Here is a 16,165-nt window from a genome sequence, read left to right on the forward strand (position 1 = left end):
CCCCGTGCCACGCGCGCACCGCAAGAAGGCCCCGGGCAAGCACCGGAAGCCGCACCCCCTTTCCATCACGTGGCGGACGACCGGCGGCGTCGTCGTCGGCGCCGCCGTGCTCGGCACCGCCGCCGCCACGGCGCAGGCGTCGGTCCTGCCGTTCGGCTCCACCCCGGTGAGGTCCGCCGCCGCGGCCGACCTGGCCCCCGGCCTGGCGGCGCACGGCGACCCGTCCAGGCGCAAGTCCGAGGGCGAGCCCAGGATCCGCGCCTCGAAGACCCCCAAGAAGACCCGGCCCGAGCGGCCGTCGGCCGTGTCGTCCGGCAGGCCCTCCGCCAGAGCGGCCGGGAAGTCGCGGCCCACCGCCGCGCAGGCCATCAGGCTCGCCCGCTCGCAGGTGGGCGTCGAGGAGGACGGCGGCGGCGAGACCAAGTTCCAGGAGTGGTACATGTCCACGTCCCGCGCGCGGGAGACGCTCGCGCGCGACGGCGGGTCCCTCGACGGCTACAGCGACGCGAACTGGTGCGACATGTTCGTCTCCTGGGTCGGCGAGCAGATCGGCTTCGGCGACCAGGTCGGCAGCGACGCCTGGACGGTCGCGCACGCCCGCTGGTTCCAGGAGCACGGGCGCTGGGGCACCGAGCCGAGGCCCGGCGCGATCGTCTTCTACGCGTGGGACGGCGGCAAGTCCTTCGACGACATCCGGCACGTCGGCCTGGTCGTCGAGGAGATCGACGACGGCACGATCGAGGCCGTCGAGGGCAACACCGACAACGCCGTCCGCGTAAAGGAACGTTCCACAGACGACGTCGTCGGCTACGGCTACCCGGACTACCGGTCGTGATGCCGCCCCTCGCCCCGCGTCCTGCATAGGATCGCGCCCATGGAGGAAGGCCCCGGGCAGGACGCCACCGTCACGCGGCGCAGGGTCCTCGCCCTGGGCGCGGGCGGGGCCGCCGCCCTGCTCGCCGGAGGCGCCGGCCTGGTCGGCTCGCGCTCCGGCGGCGGGGCGCCCGGCGCCGGCGGCGCCGGCGCCGCCACCTCGCGGGTCGCCGGGACGTTCAGCCCGGAGACGGCCGCCGCCGTCCTCGCCAACCGCGCGCGCGCCGTCCGCGACGGCGACCGCATGGCCTTCCTCGCCAGCGTGGGCGACGCCCCCGCCGCCTTCCGGGACGCCCAGGCCCTCATGTACGGCAACCTCCGGAAACTCCCCCTGGAGAACTGGCGGGAGCGCATCGTCAACACCGAGGCCATGGACGGCGGCAACGCCGTCGTCCGGATCGAGGTGCGCTACAGGCTGCGCGGCTTCGACAGGAGCGACGTGGCCCGCACCCGCTACCTCACGCTGGCCCCGCGCGGCGGGACGTGGACGGTCGTCGGGGACGGGACGTCCCGCGGCCTCACCGACGACGCCGACATCTGGGACAGCGGCCCCCTGACGGCGGTCAGGGGGCGAGCCGGACTCGTCATCGGCGACGGCACCGGCCTCGACCGCATCGCCGCGCGGCTGGACGCGGCCGTCCCGGTCGTCACCTCCGTGGTCGGCAAGGGGTGGGCGCAGCGGGTCGTCGCGCTCGTCCCCGCCGACGCCTCCCTCGCCTCCGCGCTCGCCGGCCCCGGGCAGAGCCTCGGCCAGATCGCCGCGCTCGCCACCATCGCCCCCGGGGACGGCCGCGGCGAGGACCGCGTCATCATCTCCCCCGGCACCTTCGGCCGCCTCAACGAGCTCGGCCGCAACGTCGTCCTCACGCACGAGCTGACCCACGTCGCCACCGGCGGCGCCCGCGACCGGCGCACCCCGCTGTGGCTGATCGAGGGCTTCGCGGACTACGTCGGCTACCGGCGCGTCAAGATCAGTACCCGGTCGGCGGCGGGCGAGCTGCGCCGCGAGGTCTCCGCCGGGCGGGCGCCGTCCGCGCTCCCCGCGGCCGACGCGTTCGCCGGCGGCTCCCCGCGCCTCTCCCAGGCCTACCAGGAGGCCTGGCTCGCCTGCCGGATGGTCGCCGACCGGTACGGTGAGGCGGCGCTCGTCCGGCTCTACCGGGCCGCCGGGCGTGCCCCGGAGGCCGCGGCGCTGCGCGACGTGCTGGGCCTCACGCGGGAGCGCTTCACCGCACTTTGGCGCGACTACGTGAAAGAGGAGCTCGCATGAGCGAGGCGGAGACGGACGAGGGCAGCGCCGAGGGCACCGCCGGCGGAAGGCCGGGCGGCGCCCCCGGCGCCCCGGCACGGCGGCCCCGGGTCGCCGCCGCCGTCACGGCCGCCGTTCTCTTCGCCGGGGTCGCGGCCGTCCTCGCCCTGACCACCCCGTGGAGCCCGCTGCCCGGGCACGTCCCCGGCGGGCGCGTGAGACCCGACCCCGCACTGGACTTCACCCCCGCCGAGATCGCCCGTTCCAGGGCGTTCGACTCGGCCGTCAACCCGCCCGCCTACTCCGGGCTCGCCGTCGGACTCGTCCTGGTCCTGGTGCTGGGCTTCACCCCGCTGGGCGCACGGTTCATCGGCTGGGTCACCGCCAGGACACGTCGCCGGTGGCTGCGCATCATCACCGCCACCCTCGCCCTTACCACGCTGCTGCGCATCGCCGGGCTGCCGTTCGACGTCTGGGGCGAGTCGGTGCTGCGCCGCTACGGGCTCTCCACGCAGAGCTGGCCCGCGTGGCTCGTCGACCAGGCGAAGTCCCTCGCCGTCACGTGGGTCATCTACACGATCGCCCTCCTGCTGCTCTACGCCCTCACCCGCCGCTTCCCGCGCTACTGGTGGACGGGCGCCGCCGCGGGCGGGTTCGTCCTCGTCGTCTTCGTCTCGTTCGTCTACCCGCTCGCCGTCGAACCGGTGTTCAACAAGTTCCACTCGCTGCCCGCGGGCCAGTTGCGCAGCGACCTGCTGGCGATGGCCCGCCGGGACGGCGTGCCCGTCAAGGACGTCCTCGTCGCGGACGCCTCCCGCCGGACGACGTCGCTCAACGCCTACGTGTCCGGGTTCGGCTCCACGCGCCGCATCGTCCTCTACGACACGCTGCTGAAGTCGCCCCCCGCCCAGGTCGAGTCGATCGTCGGGCACGAGCTCGGCCACGCCGAGCGCGACGACGTGCTGTGGGGCACGCTCGTGGGCGCGCTCGGCGTGGCCGGGGCACTCTGCCTGCTGTACCCGCTGATGACGTCCCCGCGCCTCCTGCGGCGCGCCGGGCTCGATCCCGGCGCGCCCGGTCCCGGCGGGGCCGGCCCGGACGCCCGCCGCGGCGGCGGGGCGGCCGACCCGAGGTCCATCGCGCTCCTCCTCGCGCTCGTGACGGCCGGGACGACGCTCGCCGCCCCCGTCCAGAACCTCGTGAGCCGCCGCATCGAGGCCCGCGCCGACGTCCACGCGCTGGACCTCACCCGCGACCCGTCGACGTTCGTGTCGATGCAGCACGCGCTGTCCGTGCGCAACGTCTCGGACCTGGACCCCGACGCGGCGGAGTACCTGCTGTGGCTCACGCACCCCTCGGGCCCCGACCGGATCGCCATGGCCCGCGACTGGGCGCGCATGCACCGCGTCCGGGTCCCGCCGCCGCAGCACTAGCCGGCGCTCAGTTGCCCTCGGCCCGCTGCGCACCGGGGACCTTGGCCCCCCGCTGCGCCGACAGGGTCGCCGCGTCCACGTGCGGAGCCGTCGTGACCGACCGTTTCAGGGCGCTGCCCTTCGTCCAGTCCTGCCACTTGACCTGCCAGTAGCCCCAGCCGTTCTCCGGCTCCAGCTCCCGGCTGCTCCCGGTCACCGTGATCGGGTCGCCCCGCTGGGAGAGGTTGTAGAACCACTTGGCGTTGGACGGGCTGACGTTGATGCAGCCGTGGCTGACGTTCTCGCTGCCCTGGGCGCCGACCGACCACGGCGCGCTGTGGACGTACTCGCCGCTGTCGGAGATCCGCACCGACTTGTAGACGGTCAGGCTGTAGTACCCGGCGCAACCGGGACCGCAGCCGTCCCACTCCGACGTCATGACGGTCGGGTCCTCCTTGCCCATCGCGAGGTGGACGCCGTTGGTCGTGGTGTACTTGCGGACCCCGCCGCGCCCCATGCTCGTCGGGATCGTACGGGCCTTCTTCCCGTTGATCCTCACGACCATCTTGTGGCTGTCCTCGCCGGCCGTGGAGACGTGCGAGTCGCCGACCTTGAAGTCGACGCCGTAGTCCTTCCCGCCGTAGACGCCCTGGCCGGTGCGGACGCCGCTCAGGTGCGCCTTGAACGACACCTTCGTGTGGGCGGGCCAGTACTGCTTCGTCCGGAAGACGACCTCCTGGGCGCCGAACCAGTTCCAGCCGCCCTCCACTGTCCGGTCGGCGGTGACCTCCAGGGCCCGCTCCACGGCCGCCCGGTCCTGCACCGGGCGGGCGAAGTGCACGATGATCGGTATGCCGACGCCGACGGTCTCCCGGTTGAACGGCGCCTCGATCGAGACGTCGTTGGTCTTCTTCACCTCGGCCGTCGTGAAGCCGCTGCGGACCGTACGCGTCCGGCCGTCCCTGCCGAGGGCGGTGGCGTCGACCGTGTAGGCCGTGCCCGGCTTCAGCGTCCACCGGGACCGCCACCGGGTCCGGTCGGCGCTCAGGTCGCCCTCGACCACTCCGTCCTTCGTCGCCACCGTCACGTTCTCGATCGTGCCGTGCCGCGCCTCGACGGCGATGGGGCTGTCCGGCCTGAGCTTGCCGCCGCCCCCGCCCGGGGACACCGCGAGCTTCACCTCGTCCCTGCCGTCCGGTGCGACGCCTCCCGAACACGCCGCGGCACCCGCCACCACGCCCGCGCCGACGAGCACGGCGGTGTACCGCCCCCGGCCTCCCGGTCTCGAGCCACTCACCCGCATGTGGACCCCCCGGTCGTTCACCTGGGCGATCGGTCCGCTGCCCAGCCCGGTCGCTGGAGCGGCGCCCAGTATGTGTGAAAGGGCCGGTACCCGCTACAAAGCGGACACCGGCCCCCGATGGGGATCTTTTACTGATCAGTGGGCGAAATGACCCCGATAGTACTCGAACACCATTCCGATCGATGTGAGGACCGCGGCGGCGGCGCCGAGGATGACCAGCCACCAGCCGAACACGACGCCGAGCGCCACGGCCGAGGCCGACAGCCCCACGAACAGCGGCCACCAGCTGTGCGGGCTGAAGAAGCCCAGCTCGCCGGCCGCGTCCGCGATCTCGCCCTCCGGGTCGTCCTCGTACAGCGGCCCGGCGTTGGCGCGCTCGAGGCGCCGGATCGTGAAGTGGACGTAGAACCCGATGAGCCCGGCGAGGCCGACCGCGAGCGCGAGCGCCGTCGTGCCCGTCCAGTCCTTGGACCAGAGCCAGTACACGATGTCGGTGGCGAGGAAGAAGACCGCGCAACCGTAGAACATGAACGCCTGGACGCGCATCGGCTACTCCCCCTTCGCCCCGGCCAGTTCGCCCTTGGCACCCACGTGCGGGTGGTGCAGGTCGAACGCCGGCCGCTCGGAACGGATCTTCGGGATCGAGTTGAAGTTGTGCCGCGGCGGCGGGCAGGACGTCGCCCACTCCAGCGAGTTGGAGTAGCCCCACGGGTCGTCGACGTCGACGCGCTTGCCGCGCTTCCACGTGATGTAGACGTTGTAGAAGAACGGCAGCATCGACGCGCCGAGCACGAACGAGAAGATGCTGGAGATCTCGTTCAGCCCGTGGAACTCGTTCGCGTAGTCGGCGTACCGGCGCGGCATGCCCGCGGCGCCCAGCCAGTGCTGGATGAGGAAGGTGCCGTGGAAGCCGATGAACAGCATCCAGAAGTGGACCTTGCCGAGGGTGTCGTTCAGCATCTTGCCGGTGAACTTCGGCCACCAGAAGTAGAAGCCCGCGAACATCGCGAACACCACGGTGCCGAACACGACGTAGTGGAAGTGCGCCACCACGAAGTAGGAGTCCGACAGCTGGAAGTCCATCGGCGGCGACGCCAGGATGACGCCGGTGAGACCGCCGAACAGGAAGGTCACGAGGAAGCCCAGCGACCACAGCATCGGCGACTCGAACGTCAGTTGTCCTCGCCAGATGGTCCCGACCCAGTTGAAGAACTTCACCCCCGTGGGCACGGCGATGAGGAACGTCATGAAGGAGAAGAACGGCAGCAGCACCTGGCCGGTGACGAACATGTGGTGCGCCCACACGGTGATGGACAGGCCCGCGATGCTGATGGTCGCGAAGACCAGGCCGATGTAGCCGAACACCGGCTTGCGGCTGAAGACCGGGAGGATCTCCGTCACGATGCCGAAGAAGGGCAACGCGATGATGTAGACCTCCGGGTGCCCGAAGAACCAGAACAGGTGCTGCCAGAGCAGCGCGCCCCCGTGCGCGGCGTCGAAGATGTGCGCGCCGAGCTTGCGGTCGGCCTCGAGCGCCAGCAGCGCCGCGGCCAGCGGCGGGAAGGCGATCAGGACCAGGATCGAGGTCAGCAGGACGTTCCACGTGAAGATCGGCAGCCGGAACATCGTCATCCCCGGCGCCCGCATGCACAGGATCGTGGTGATGAAGTTGACCGCGCCCATGATGGTGCCGAAGCCCGACATCGCGAGGCCCATCACCCACATGTCGCCGCCGACGCCCGGCGAGCGGACCGCGTCCGACAGCGGGGCGTAGGCGAACCAGCCGAAGCTGGCCGCGCCGCCCGGGGTCAGGAAGCCCGCGATGACGATCAGGCTGCCGAACAGGAACAGCCAGTACGCCAGCATGTTCAGCCGGGGGAACGCCACGTCGGGCGCGCCGATCTGCAGCGGCATGATGACGTTGGTGAAGCCCGCGAACAGCGGCGTCGCGAACATCAGCAGCATGATCGTGCCGTGCATGGTGAACAGCTGGTTGAACTGCTCGTTGCTGACGACCTGCAGCCCCGGCTTGAACAGCTCCGTGCGGATGATGAGCGCGAGCACACCGCCGAACAGGAACATGAAGAACGAGGTGATCAGGTAGAGGTAGCCGATCACCTTGTGGTCGGTGGACGACAGCCAGGAGGCGATGATCCGCCCCTTGCTCGTCCGCGGCGCGGCGATCGGCGCGCTCGGTGCGTGACTCGTCGCGGTCACTTGGCACCTCCCGCGGCCAGTGCTTGCTTCGAATCGGCGATGAACTTCTGGTACTGCTCCGGCGTCACGACCCGCAGCTGGAACAGCATCCGGCTGTGGTCGACGCCGCAGAGCTCGGCGCAGCGGCCCTCATAGGTGCCGAGCTTGTTCGCCGTGAACTCGAACTCGTTGGTGTAGCCCGGCATGACGTCCTTCTTGTAGATCAGTGCCGGCACCCAGAACGAGTGGATGACGTCGTTGGCGTGCAGCCGCACCCGCACCGTCTGGCCCGAGGGGATCGTCATCACCGGCTTGGCGGCGGCGGGCCCGTTCGGGGCGACGGGCTGGCCGACGACGGAGGCGACCGTCTTCTCCTTGCCCGCGGCGTCCTTCTCCTTGTAGTCGAACTGCCAGCTCCACTGGAACCCGGTCACGTCGACGACCACCTGCGGATTCTTGGTGGTCTTCTCGACGAAGTTCTCGTCCCTCGCGGTGAAGTAGAACAGGACCGCGATGATGACGAACGGGACCGCCGTGTAGAGGATCTCGATCGGCATGTTGTAGCGGACCTGCGGCGGCAGGTCGTCGGAGCGCTTGCGGTGGAACAGCACCGCCCAGATGATCAGGCCCCAGACCACGGCCCCGACCGCGAACGCCGCGATCCAGGAGCCCTGCCAGAGCTTCAGCATGCGCTCGCCCTGGACGCTGATCGGCTCGGGCAGGCCCAAGCGGCTACCGCTGCACGCGGTGGCGGACAGCGCCAGCAGTCCTAGCGCGCCGGCGCTTTTCAATGCGCGGCGACTGCGCACAGGCGTACGCCGCTCCCTAGAGCGGGTCGGACTCACGGAATGCCTTCCCCACGGATGAAAGCCCGGTCGGCCGGGCGGAGAGATCGGTGTTTACACGTGTGGTGGACACCCTAGCGCGAGGGTCGCGCGAACCCCCGATCGGGTGCCCGGTTAGTGTTCTCACGTGGCACGACCGAGCACTCCGGGCGGCTATTTCGACGCCGCGTCCACCGAGCCGCCGCACCCGGCGGCCCGCGCCGCCCTGCTCGAGGCGCTGGACGCGGCCTGGGCCGATCCCGCCCGGCTGTACGGGACGGCCCGCGGCGCCCGGCTGCTGCTCGACCGCGCCCGCGCGCGTGTCGCCGGCGTCCTGGGGGCCCGTGCCGACGAGGTGTCGTTCACCTCATCGGGCACCCAGGCGGTGCACCTGGCGGTCCTCGGGGGGCTCCAGGCGCGCCGGCGCGCCGGGCGGCACCTGGTCGCGGGCGCCGTCGAGCACTCCAGCGTCCTGCACGCCGCCGAGCTGCACGAGCGCGACGGCGGCGAGGTGACCCTCGTCGGCGTCGACCGCACCGGGCGCGTCGACGCCGCCGAGTTCGCCGCGGCGCTGCGCCCCGACACCGCGCTGGCCTGCCTCCAGTCGGCCAACCACGAGGTCGGCACCCTCCAGCCCGTCGCCGAGGTCGCGGAGGCCTGCCGCGCCGCCGGCGTGCCGCTGTTCGTCGACGCGGCGCAGTCCATCGGCCGGGCCGACGTCCCCGGCGGGTGGTCGTACCTGGCGGGCAGCGCCCACAAGTGGGGCGGCCCCGCCGGCGTCGGCGTGCTCGCCGTCCGCAAGGGCGCCCGGTGGCGCTCGCCGCTGCCGGACGACGAGCGCGAGGGGCGCCGCGTCCCCGGGTTCGAGAACGTCCCCGCCATCGCGGCGGCCGCCGCCGCGCTGGTGGCCTACCGCGCCGACATGGCGGCGGACGCGCCGCGCATCTCCGCTCTGGTGGACCGCATCCGGACGGAGGTACCGCGGAGCGTCCCCGACGTCGAGGTGGTCGGCGACCCGGTCCGGCGGCTCCCCCACCTGGTCACGTTCTCGTGCCTGTACGTGGAGGGCGAGGCGCTGCTGACCGAACTGGACCGGCTGGGTTTCGCGGTTTCCTCCGGCAGCTCGTGCACGGCGGATACGCTGCGTCCGAGCCATGTGCTGGAGGCGATGGGAGTGATTACCCATGGGAACGTGCGGGTATCGCTGCCGCGTGGCGTCGGTTCGGAGGACGTGGACCGGTTCCTCACCGCGCTCCCCGATGCCGTCGCCCGCCTCCGCCGGACGACGATGAACACCCTCGAGACAGGGAGGCGGTCGCGCCCATGAGGTTCCGAGGCCGCGCCAGGACCGGTCCCCCGCCCGGCGACGCGGCGCCGCCCCCCGCGGAGCCGGAGGGCCCGCCGCCCGTGCTCGTCATCGACGCGCTGGGCCGCAAGTGCCCCATCCCGATCATCATGCTGGCCGAGCGGATCAGGGAGGTCCCGGTGGGGCAGATCGTCGCGGTCCTCGCCGACGACGCCGCCGCCCGCACCGACGTCCCCGCCTGGTGCCGGATGAAGTCCCAGGACTTCGTCCGCGAGGAGACGCTCCAGCAGGGCGGCTGGGGCTTCCACATCCGCCGCACGTACTAGGGGCCGCGAAGACCGGGGCCGCGGAGGGCCGAGGCACCGCGGCGGGTCCGGGCGCGCGGACGCCCGGAGACACGGAAGCCGGGAACACAGAGGGGCCGCGCCGGTTCGGCGCGGCCCTTCGTGCATGCCCGGATCTGGCGGTCTTACGGGGTCGGGCAGGCGACGTGCGGCTCGATGTCGGCCGCGGCGTCGGCGCCGTAGACGGCCGCGAAGCGGTCGAGGAACGCCCGGCGGCCGAGCGTGTACTCCTGCGGGCCGGCGGCCTCGAGGGCGTGCGCGGCGATGGCGTTGCCGACCTGGGCGGCGCGTTCGAGCGGCAGGCCCCAGGCGGTCGCGGACAGGAAGCCGGCGCGGAACGCGTCGCCGACGCCGGTCGGGTCGACGACCGAGTCGACCGGGACGCACGGGACGTGCACGCCCTCCTCGCCTTCGCGGTCGATGACGACGCCCTTGGCGCCGAGGGTGGTGACGCGCACGCCGACCCGGGACAGGATCTCCTCCCCCGACCAGCCCGTCTTCTCCTCGGCGAGCGCCTTCTCGTACTCGTTGCTGAACAGGTAGGCGGCGCCGTCGATGAGGCGGCGGACGTCGGCGCCGCCCATCCGGGCGAGCTGCTGGGACGGGTCGGCCGCGAACGGGATGCCGCGGCCGCGGCACTCGTCGGTGTGCCGCAGCATCGCGTCGGGGTCGTTCGGGCTGACGACGACGAGGTCGAGGCCGCCGACGCGGTCGGCCACCGGCTGGAGCTCGATGGAGCGGGCCTCGCTCATCGCGCCGGCGTAGAACGTGGCGATCTGGTTCTGGTCCTGGTCGGTGGTGCACAGGAAGCGCGCCGTGTGGTGGATCTCGGACACGTGCACCGAGGCGGTGTCGACCGTGTGCCGTTCGAGCCAGGAGCGGTAGTCGGCGAAGTCGTCGCCGACGGAGCCGACGAGGATGGACTCCTTGCCGAGGCTGCCCATGCCGAAGCAGATGTTGGCGGCGATGCCGCCGCGGCGGATCTCCAGCTCGTCCACCAGGAAGGACAGCGACACCCGGTCGAGCTGGTCGGGCAGGAGCTGGTCGGTGAACTTCCCGGGGAAGGTCATCAGATGGTCGGTCGCGATGGACCCGGTCACGGCGATGCGCACGGCGTCGCTCTCCTCGTCGTGGTCGTCCGGCTGTTTCACCGGCTGTACGAACCCGTCAGGCTACTCACCATCGCACCACAGATGGCCGCCCTGCGACACTTCGCCGCGTCCACCGCCGGAGGGCAGCAGGAAGGGGCGGTCCGGGCCCAGTGGCCCGGCCCGCCCCTCGCGGCCCCTCGGGGGCCGTCGCGCTCGGCGCGTGTCAGCGCGCTCGGCGGGCGTCAGTTGAAGGAGTCGCCGCAGGCGCAGGAACCCGACGCGTTCGGGTTGTCGATCGTGAAGCCCTGCTTCTCGATCGTGTCGACGAAGTCGATGGTGGCGCCGGTCAGGTAGGGCGCGCTCATCCGGTCGACGCGCACCGACAGGCCGCCGAAATCCTGGATCTGGTCCCCGTCCATCTCCCGCTCGTCGAAGAAGAGCTGGTAGATCAGACCGGAGCAGCCGCCCGGCTGCACGGCGACACGCAGCGCAAGGTCGTCGCGGCCCTCCTGCTCGAGCAGGCCCCTGGCCTTCTCGGCGGCGGCGTCGGTGAGGATGACGCCCTGCTGCGTGGTCTCCTGCGTGGTCTCGCCTGAAACCGTCATGTGTTCAGCTCCCGGGTCTCGCTGCGCCGCGGTCGCGGCGGACTGTCGCTTGTCCTCGAAGACGTCTCACGCCTCTTCCCGTAGGACAACGTACCTCGCTACATGGCCATTCCGCTTCTCGGCGATGTTTAACGCCATGGGCGGGTGCGTTCTACGTCACACCGCCACCACCCCGGTGTGTGTGCCATCATTAGTCGTCAAAGCGACGATAAGTCCCGTCGCGAAGGGAGACCGCCGTGACCACCCCAGTGCGCGACCTTCCGCTGCTGCTGCTCGGCAGCGGTGCCGACCCCGCGAGCGAACGCGGCGTGGACTGCCCCGGCGAGCTGCCGCCGGCGTCCGACCCCGCCCTCGTCGAGCGGGCCCGCGCCGCCAAGGCGGCGCTCGGCGACCGGGTGTTCGTGCTCGGCCACCACTACCAGCGCGACGAGGTCATCCAGTTCGCCGACGTCACCGGCGACTCGTTCAAGCTGGCCCAGCGGGCCGCGGCCCGCCCCGAGGCGCCCTACATCGTCTTCTGCGGCGTCCACTTCATGGCGGAGTCGGCCGACATCCTGACCGCCGCCCACCAGCGGGTGATCCTGCCGGACCTCGGCGCGGGCTGCTCGATGGCCGACATGGCGACCTTCGACCAGGTCGAGGAGTGCTGGGAGGTCCTGGAGGACGCCGGCGTCGCCGACGACGTCGTGCCCGTCACCTACATGAACTCCTCGGCCGACATCAAGGGCTTCGTCGGGCGGCACGGCGGTGTGGTGTGCACCTCGTCCAACGCCAAGCGCGCCCTCGACTGGGCCTACGGCAAGGGCAAGAAGGTCCTGTTCCTGCCCGACCAGCACCTCGGGCGCAACACCGCGGTCCTGGAGATGGGCTTCTCGCTGGACGACTGCGTCGTCTACAGCCCGCACCGCCGCGAGGGCGGCCTCACGCACGGGCAATTGCGGGACGCCAAGATGATCCTGTGGCGCGGCCACTGCTCGGTGCACGGCCGGTTCAGCAAGGAGTCGGTCGACGACGTCCGCGCGCGGGTGCCCGGCGTGAACGTCCTCGTGCACCCCGAGTGCCGGCACGAGGTCGTCACGGCCGCCGACCGGATCGGCTCGACGGAGTACATCATCAAGACGATCGAGGCCGCCGAGCCCGGATCGTCCTGGGCCGTCGGGACGGAGCTGAACCTCGTCCGGCGGCTGGCGAACGCCCACCCGGACAAGAACGTCATGTTCCTCGACAAGACCGTCTGCTACTGCTCGACGATGAACCGGATCGACCTGCCGCACCTGGTGCTGTCGCTGGAGTCGCTGGCCGCCGGCGAGGTCGAGAACGTCATCGAGGTGGACGAGGAGACCGCGCACTACGCCCGCATGGCTCTGGACCAGATGCTCGCCCTGCCCTGACCGGGCGCCGGGCATCCGGAGGCCGAAAGGGAGCGGGGGCCGGAGGGATCAGAGGCCGGGGGCGCCCCAGACGGGGAACCACCGGCCGAGGTCCCGTTCGAACCGCAGGTCCGCGCCGATCGCGCCGCGCACCTGGAGCTCGAGCGCGTTGTCGCGTTTGTCCCCGGGGAGCGGCGCGAACGGGTAGAACGTGCCGCGCTTGTAGAGGTAGACGAGCGCAAGGCGCTGCCCGTCCGGCCCCTTGAACCCGACGAGGGAGCACAGCAGGTGCGGGCCGAACCCGCCCCCCTCCAGCGTCGCGTTCACCGCGTGCAGGTCGGTGACGAGGTCGGGCAGCTCCTCGGGCCGGTGCTCGGCGAGCAGCCACGTGTAGCCGTAGCCGTCGGTGCTGATCTGGACCTTGGGGCCCTCGTCGGCGTCCAGCAGCTCCTGGACGTCGGCCTGGAGCCGCGCGAACGCCCCGCCCTCGGCCGCGCGGAAGCACACCGAGCCGAGCCCGGTCGGGGTGAACCCCGTCGCCGCCTCGAGGGTGACGGCCGCCGTCGACAGCCCGAAGATCTGGTCGAGGTCGGGCTTGGCCGGCTTGGACCGGCCGAGCAGGGTGTCCAGGAACCCCACGGATCACACTCCCCTGCTGAGCTGCTCGGAGATCTTCGACAGCTGCGCGAGCCGCCGGTCCAGCGACGGGTGGGTGGAGAACAGCGCCGAGACGCTGACGCCCCTGCCGAGCGCCGGGGTGAAGAAGAACGCGTTGAACGCCTGCGAGGAGCGCAGGTCGCTGGTCGGGATCCGCGCGATCTCGCCGCTCACCTTCGTCAGCGCGCTGGCGAGGGCGGAGGGGCGGCCGGTCAGCAGCGCGGCGGCGCGGTCGGCCGACAGCTCGCGGTAGCGCGACAGGGCGCGGGTGAGCAGGAAGCTGACCGCGTAGGCGAGCGCGCTGGCCGCGACGACGGCGAGCAGGATCAGCCCGGTGTTCTGGTCGTTGCTGCGGCGGCCGAACCCGCCCCACAGGCCCCACTGGAGCCCGAACCTGGTGATCAGGCCGGCGAGGATGCCGAGGAACGAGGCGACCGTCATGACCGCGACGTCCTTGTGCGCGACGTGCGCCATCTCGTGCGCGAGCACGCCCTCCAGCTCGACCGGGTCGAGCCGGCGCAGCAGCCCGGTCGTCACGCAGACGACGGCCTTCTTCTGGTTGCGGCCGGTGGCGAACGCGTTCGGCACGTCGGTGTCGGCGATCGCGACCCGGGGCTTGGGGGCGTCCGACATCGCGCAGATGCGGTCGATGACGCCGTGCAGCTCGGGCGCCTCCTGAGGGGAGACGACCCGGCCGTGCATGGCGAACAGCGTCATGCGGTCGGAGAAGAAGTACTGGGCGAGGAGGAACAGCACCGCGAAGACCAGCGCGACGCCGGCCCAATTCGGTACGAAGACGAAAAATGCCCCCACAAAGACGACGTACACCAGCCCCAGCAGGAACATCGTCACGAGCATGCGCGATGTCAGCCCCCGGTCGGAGGCGTAACGCGTCCTGGCCATTCGGCCACCCCCAGTCCTTGCTCCTATTCACTTGTACGAACGCCCGGAGCACGGGTTTTGTGCCCGGATGTCCATAACATCACCCCCGCTTGCCCACGCGCGGACCGTCCCGGAGGACGGCCCGGGGCCCCTGCCGGGTCAGTCCGGGATGAGGCCCTCGTCCCCCAGCATGGAGCGCACCTCGTCGATGTGCGCGTCGGCCGGGGGCAGGATCAGCTCGGACGGCTCCAGGCTGTCCGGCGGCAGCGGCTTGCCCACCTTGCGCACGTTCTCCAGCAGGGCGTGCAGCGCGGTGCGGAACGCGGTCTCGTCACCCGACTCGATCGCCGCCTCGAGCTCGGCGTCGAGGGTGTTGAGGGAGGACAGCTCGTCCTCGGCCACGTCCAGCTGGCCCTCCCCCATCAGGCGGACGATCACTGGGCACCCCCGGGGTTCTGCGGCCACGGGGCCTGCTGGGGGGCGTCCTGCTGCTGCTGGTGCGGCTGCGCGGTCGGCGAGCCCTGGTTCAGCTCCTTGGGCGCGGGGCCCTGGCCGAGTTCGGCCTTGAGGCGCTCCAGCTCCAGGTCGACGCCGGGGCCGGAGCCCATCCGGTCGAGCTCGGCCTGGATGTCGTCCTTCGGCCCGGAGAAGTCCTCCAGGGCGCCGGAGGCCAGCAGCTCGTCGATCGCGCCGGCGCGGGCCTTCATCGTGTCGGTCTTCTCCTCGGCGCGCTGGATCGCCAGGCCGACGTCGCCCATCTCCTCGGAGATGCCGGAGAACGCCTCGTTGATCTTGGTCTGCGCCTCGGCGGCCGTGTAGGTCGCCTTGATCGTCTCCTTGCGGGTGCGGAAGGAGTCGACCTTGGCCTGCAGCCGCTGGGAGGCGAGCGTGAGCTTCTCCTCCTCGCCCTGCAGCTGCTGGTACTGCCCGCGCAGGTCGTTCAGCTGGCCCTCCAGGCCGGCGCGGCGGGTCAGCGCCTCGCGGGCGAGGTCCTCGCGGCCCACCTGCAGCGCCTTCTTGCCCTGGTCGGTCAGCTTGCTCTGCTGCTGTTCGAGCTGGTTGATCTGCAGCTCGAGACGCTTGCGCGAGGTGGCGACGTCGGCGACCCCGCGACGGACCTTCTGCAGCATCTCCAGCTGGCGCTGGTAGGAGTAATCGAGGGTCTCCCGAGGGTCTTCCATCCGGTCCAGGGCCCTGTTCGCCTTGGACTTGAAGATCATCGACATTCGCTTCATCACGCTCATCGCGCGGCGCCGGTCCCTTCGTGCTGTCGCCTCAGTCGTGAACTGGGCTCAATGACCACTGCTGGGGTTCTTATCACCCTACGCGTTAACGCGCGAGGCAGCCACGATGTTCGCAGCCGGTAGGCTGATACCTGTGTTCAAGCGTCGTACCCCGGAGGCCCCGCCGGATCCTCCTCAGGTAGTAAAGCCCGGCGGCAAGGGCCGCCCCACGCCCAAGCGGAGCGAGGCCGAGAAGCGCCGCCGCCAGCCGATCACGGCGCCGGCCAGCCGCAAGGAGGCCTACCGCAAGGTGCGGGAGCGGCAGGCCGTCGAGCGCGCCAAGGCGCGCGAGGGCATGGCCAAGGGCGACGAGAAGCACATGCTCAAGCGGGACAGGGGCCCGGTCCGCCGGCTGGCGCGCAACTACGTCGACGCCCGCCGCACGTTCGGCTCCTACCTGATGTACCTCATGTTCGCGCTGGTGCTGCTGAGCATGCTGCCGATCCCGGCGGCCAAGCTGCTGGTGCTGTTCGTGCCGCCGCTGCTGCTCCTCGTGGTGTTCGCTGAGGGCCTGATGCTGAGCCGCGGCATCAAGCGGCTGGCCGCCGAGCGCTACCCCGGCGAGGACTCCAAGGGCGTCGGCATGTACGCCGCGATGCGCGCGATGCAGATCCGCCGGCTGCGGATCCCGAACCCGCAGGTGCGGATCGGCGAGAAGGACAAGGTCTGAGGACGGGCCCGGAAAGGGCTCCGGAGACGGGGCCCGGCCGGTGTCCTGCGCTGCGCCGGCGGCGGCGTTCTCCGCGCATCGCACGATCAACCCGGGGCTA

17 protein-coding genes are annotated in these 16,165 nt (G+C 71.5%); 7 read left to right on the forward strand and 10 right to left on the reverse strand.

What is annotated here, in order from left to right:
- Positions 1–4 precede the first annotated feature (4 nt).
- Genes K4S16_RS04280 through K4S16_RS04290 form a run of 3 tightly spaced genes read left to right on the forward strand, consistent with a single transcriptional unit; the run spans position 5 to position 3,555 of the window.
- Complete coding sequence (locus K4S16_RS04280) at positions 5–835, forward strand: CHAP domain-containing protein (protein ID WP_149257440.1); 831 nt, start codon at positions 5–7, stop codon at positions 833–835.
- A gap of 39 nt (positions 836–874) precedes the next feature.
- Positions 875–2,143 (forward strand): hypothetical protein, encoded by a 1,269-nt coding sequence (locus K4S16_RS04285; protein ID WP_149257441.1) that lies wholly within the window; start codon positions 875–877, stop codon positions 2,141–2,143.
- Positions 2,140–3,555, forward strand: a complete 1,416-nt coding sequence (locus tag K4S16_RS04290; RefSeq protein WP_149257442.1) for a M48 family metallopeptidase — start codon at positions 2,140–2,142, stop codon at positions 3,553–3,555. Before K4S16_RS04285 ends, K4S16_RS04290 begins: the two co-directional genes overlap by 4 nt.
- A gap of 7 nt (positions 3,556–3,562) precedes the next feature.
- Here K4S16_RS04290 and K4S16_RS04295 read toward each other — a convergent pair whose 3' ends face one another.
- The 4 genes from K4S16_RS04295 to coxB all read right to left on the reverse strand — a co-directional run bounded on the left by K4S16_RS04295 (position 3,563) and on the right by coxB (position 7,842).
- Positions 3,563–4,831 carry an Ig-like domain-containing protein gene (locus K4S16_RS04295; RefSeq protein WP_235036556.1) on the reverse strand — a complete coding sequence of 423 codons (1,269 nt, stop codon included), beginning with the start codon at positions 4,829–4,831 and terminating at the stop codon, positions 3,563–3,565.
- 141 nt (positions 4,832–4,972) lie between these two features.
- Positions 4,973–5,383 carry a cytochrome c oxidase subunit 4 gene (locus K4S16_RS04300; RefSeq protein ID WP_149257444.1) on the reverse strand — a complete coding sequence of 137 codons (411 nt, stop codon included), beginning with the start codon at positions 5,381–5,383 and terminating at the stop codon, positions 4,973–4,975.
- A gap of 3 nt (positions 5,384–5,386) precedes the next feature.
- On the reverse strand, positions 5,387–7,054 hold the full coding sequence (gene ctaD / locus K4S16_RS04305) for a cytochrome c oxidase subunit I (RefSeq protein ID WP_149257445.1): 1,668 nt from the start codon (positions 7,052–7,054) through the stop codon (positions 5,387–5,389).
- Entirely contained in the window at positions 7,051–7,842 is a 792-nt protein-coding gene (gene coxB / locus K4S16_RS04310; protein ID WP_149257446.1) for a cytochrome c oxidase subunit II, read from the reverse strand. Before coxB ends, ctaD begins: the two co-directional genes overlap by 4 nt.
- 163 nt (positions 7,843–8,005) lie before the next feature.
- Between coxB and K4S16_RS04315 the strand changes: the two genes are divergently transcribed.
- Together K4S16_RS04315 and K4S16_RS04320 are read left to right on the forward strand one after the other, a co-directional pair.
- Positions 8,006–9,184: a cysteine desulfurase family protein gene (locus K4S16_RS04315; RefSeq protein WP_149257447.1), complete on the forward strand. Its 1,179-nt coding sequence runs from the start codon at positions 8,006–8,008 to the stop codon at positions 9,182–9,184.
- On the forward strand, positions 9,181–9,489 hold the full coding sequence (locus K4S16_RS04320) for a sulfurtransferase TusA family protein (protein WP_149257448.1): 309 nt from the start codon (positions 9,181–9,183) through the stop codon (positions 9,487–9,489). The genes K4S16_RS04315 and K4S16_RS04320 overlap by 4 nt, the downstream gene beginning before the upstream one ends.
- Positions 9,490–9,632: 143 nt before the next feature.
- Here the strand turns inward: K4S16_RS04320 and K4S16_RS04325 are convergent, their stop codons facing one another.
- Together K4S16_RS04325 and K4S16_RS04330 are read right to left on the reverse strand one after the other, a co-directional pair.
- Positions 9,633–10,619 (reverse strand): carbohydrate kinase family protein, encoded by a 987-nt coding sequence (locus K4S16_RS04325; RefSeq protein WP_149258024.1) that lies wholly within the window; start codon positions 10,617–10,619, stop codon positions 9,633–9,635.
- 221 nt (positions 10,620–10,840) lie between these two features.
- Positions 10,841–11,203, reverse strand: a complete 363-nt coding sequence (locus K4S16_RS04330) for an iron-sulfur cluster assembly accessory protein (protein WP_149257449.1) — start codon at positions 11,201–11,203, stop codon at positions 10,841–10,843.
- A gap of 236 nt (positions 11,204–11,439) precedes the next feature.
- On the opposite strand from K4S16_RS04330, the gene nadA reads away from it, so the two are divergent.
- A complete protein-coding gene (gene nadA, locus K4S16_RS04335; RefSeq protein WP_149257450.1) occupies positions 11,440–12,594 on the forward strand; it encodes a quinolinate synthase NadA in 1,155 nt (384 codons plus the stop codon).
- A gap of 48 nt (positions 12,595–12,642) precedes the next feature.
- Here the strand turns inward: nadA and K4S16_RS04340 are convergent, their stop codons facing one another.
- The 4 genes from K4S16_RS04340 to K4S16_RS04355 form a co-directional block, all read right to left on the reverse strand.
- The gene (locus K4S16_RS04340) at positions 12,643–13,212 is read right to left on the reverse strand and encodes a hypothetical protein (RefSeq protein ID WP_149257451.1); all 570 of its coding nucleotides are present in this window, start codon (positions 13,210–13,212) and stop codon (positions 12,643–12,645) included.
- Between the two features lie 3 nt (positions 13,213–13,215).
- Positions 13,216–14,133 carry a zinc metalloprotease HtpX gene (htpX, locus tag K4S16_RS04345; RefSeq protein ID WP_149257452.1) on the reverse strand — a complete coding sequence of 306 codons (918 nt, stop codon included), beginning with the start codon at positions 14,131–14,133 and terminating at the stop codon, positions 13,216–13,218.
- A 138-nt stretch (positions 14,134–14,271) separates the two neighbouring features.
- A complete protein-coding gene (locus K4S16_RS04350) occupies positions 14,272–14,550 on the reverse strand; it encodes a hypothetical protein (protein ID WP_149257453.1) in 279 nt (92 codons plus the stop codon).
- On the reverse strand, positions 14,547–15,356 hold the full coding sequence (locus tag K4S16_RS04355) for a PspA/IM30 family protein (RefSeq protein ID WP_200841680.1): 810 nt from the start codon (positions 15,354–15,356) through the stop codon (positions 14,547–14,549). Before K4S16_RS04355 ends, K4S16_RS04350 begins: the two co-directional genes overlap by 4 nt.
- 133 nt (positions 15,357–15,489) lie before the next feature.
- Here K4S16_RS04355 and K4S16_RS04360 point away from each other — a divergent pair, with 133 nt between their 5' ends.
- Positions 15,490–16,065: a DUF3043 domain-containing protein gene (locus K4S16_RS04360; RefSeq protein ID WP_235036557.1), complete on the forward strand. Its 576-nt coding sequence runs from the start codon at positions 15,490–15,492 to the stop codon at positions 16,063–16,065.
- Positions 16,066–16,165: the final 100 nt, after the last annotated feature.

The organism is Actinomadura sp. K4S16, from assembly GCF_008327685.1.
Lineage (GTDB): Bacteria > Actinomycetota > Actinomycetes > Streptosporangiales > Streptosporangiaceae > Spirillospora.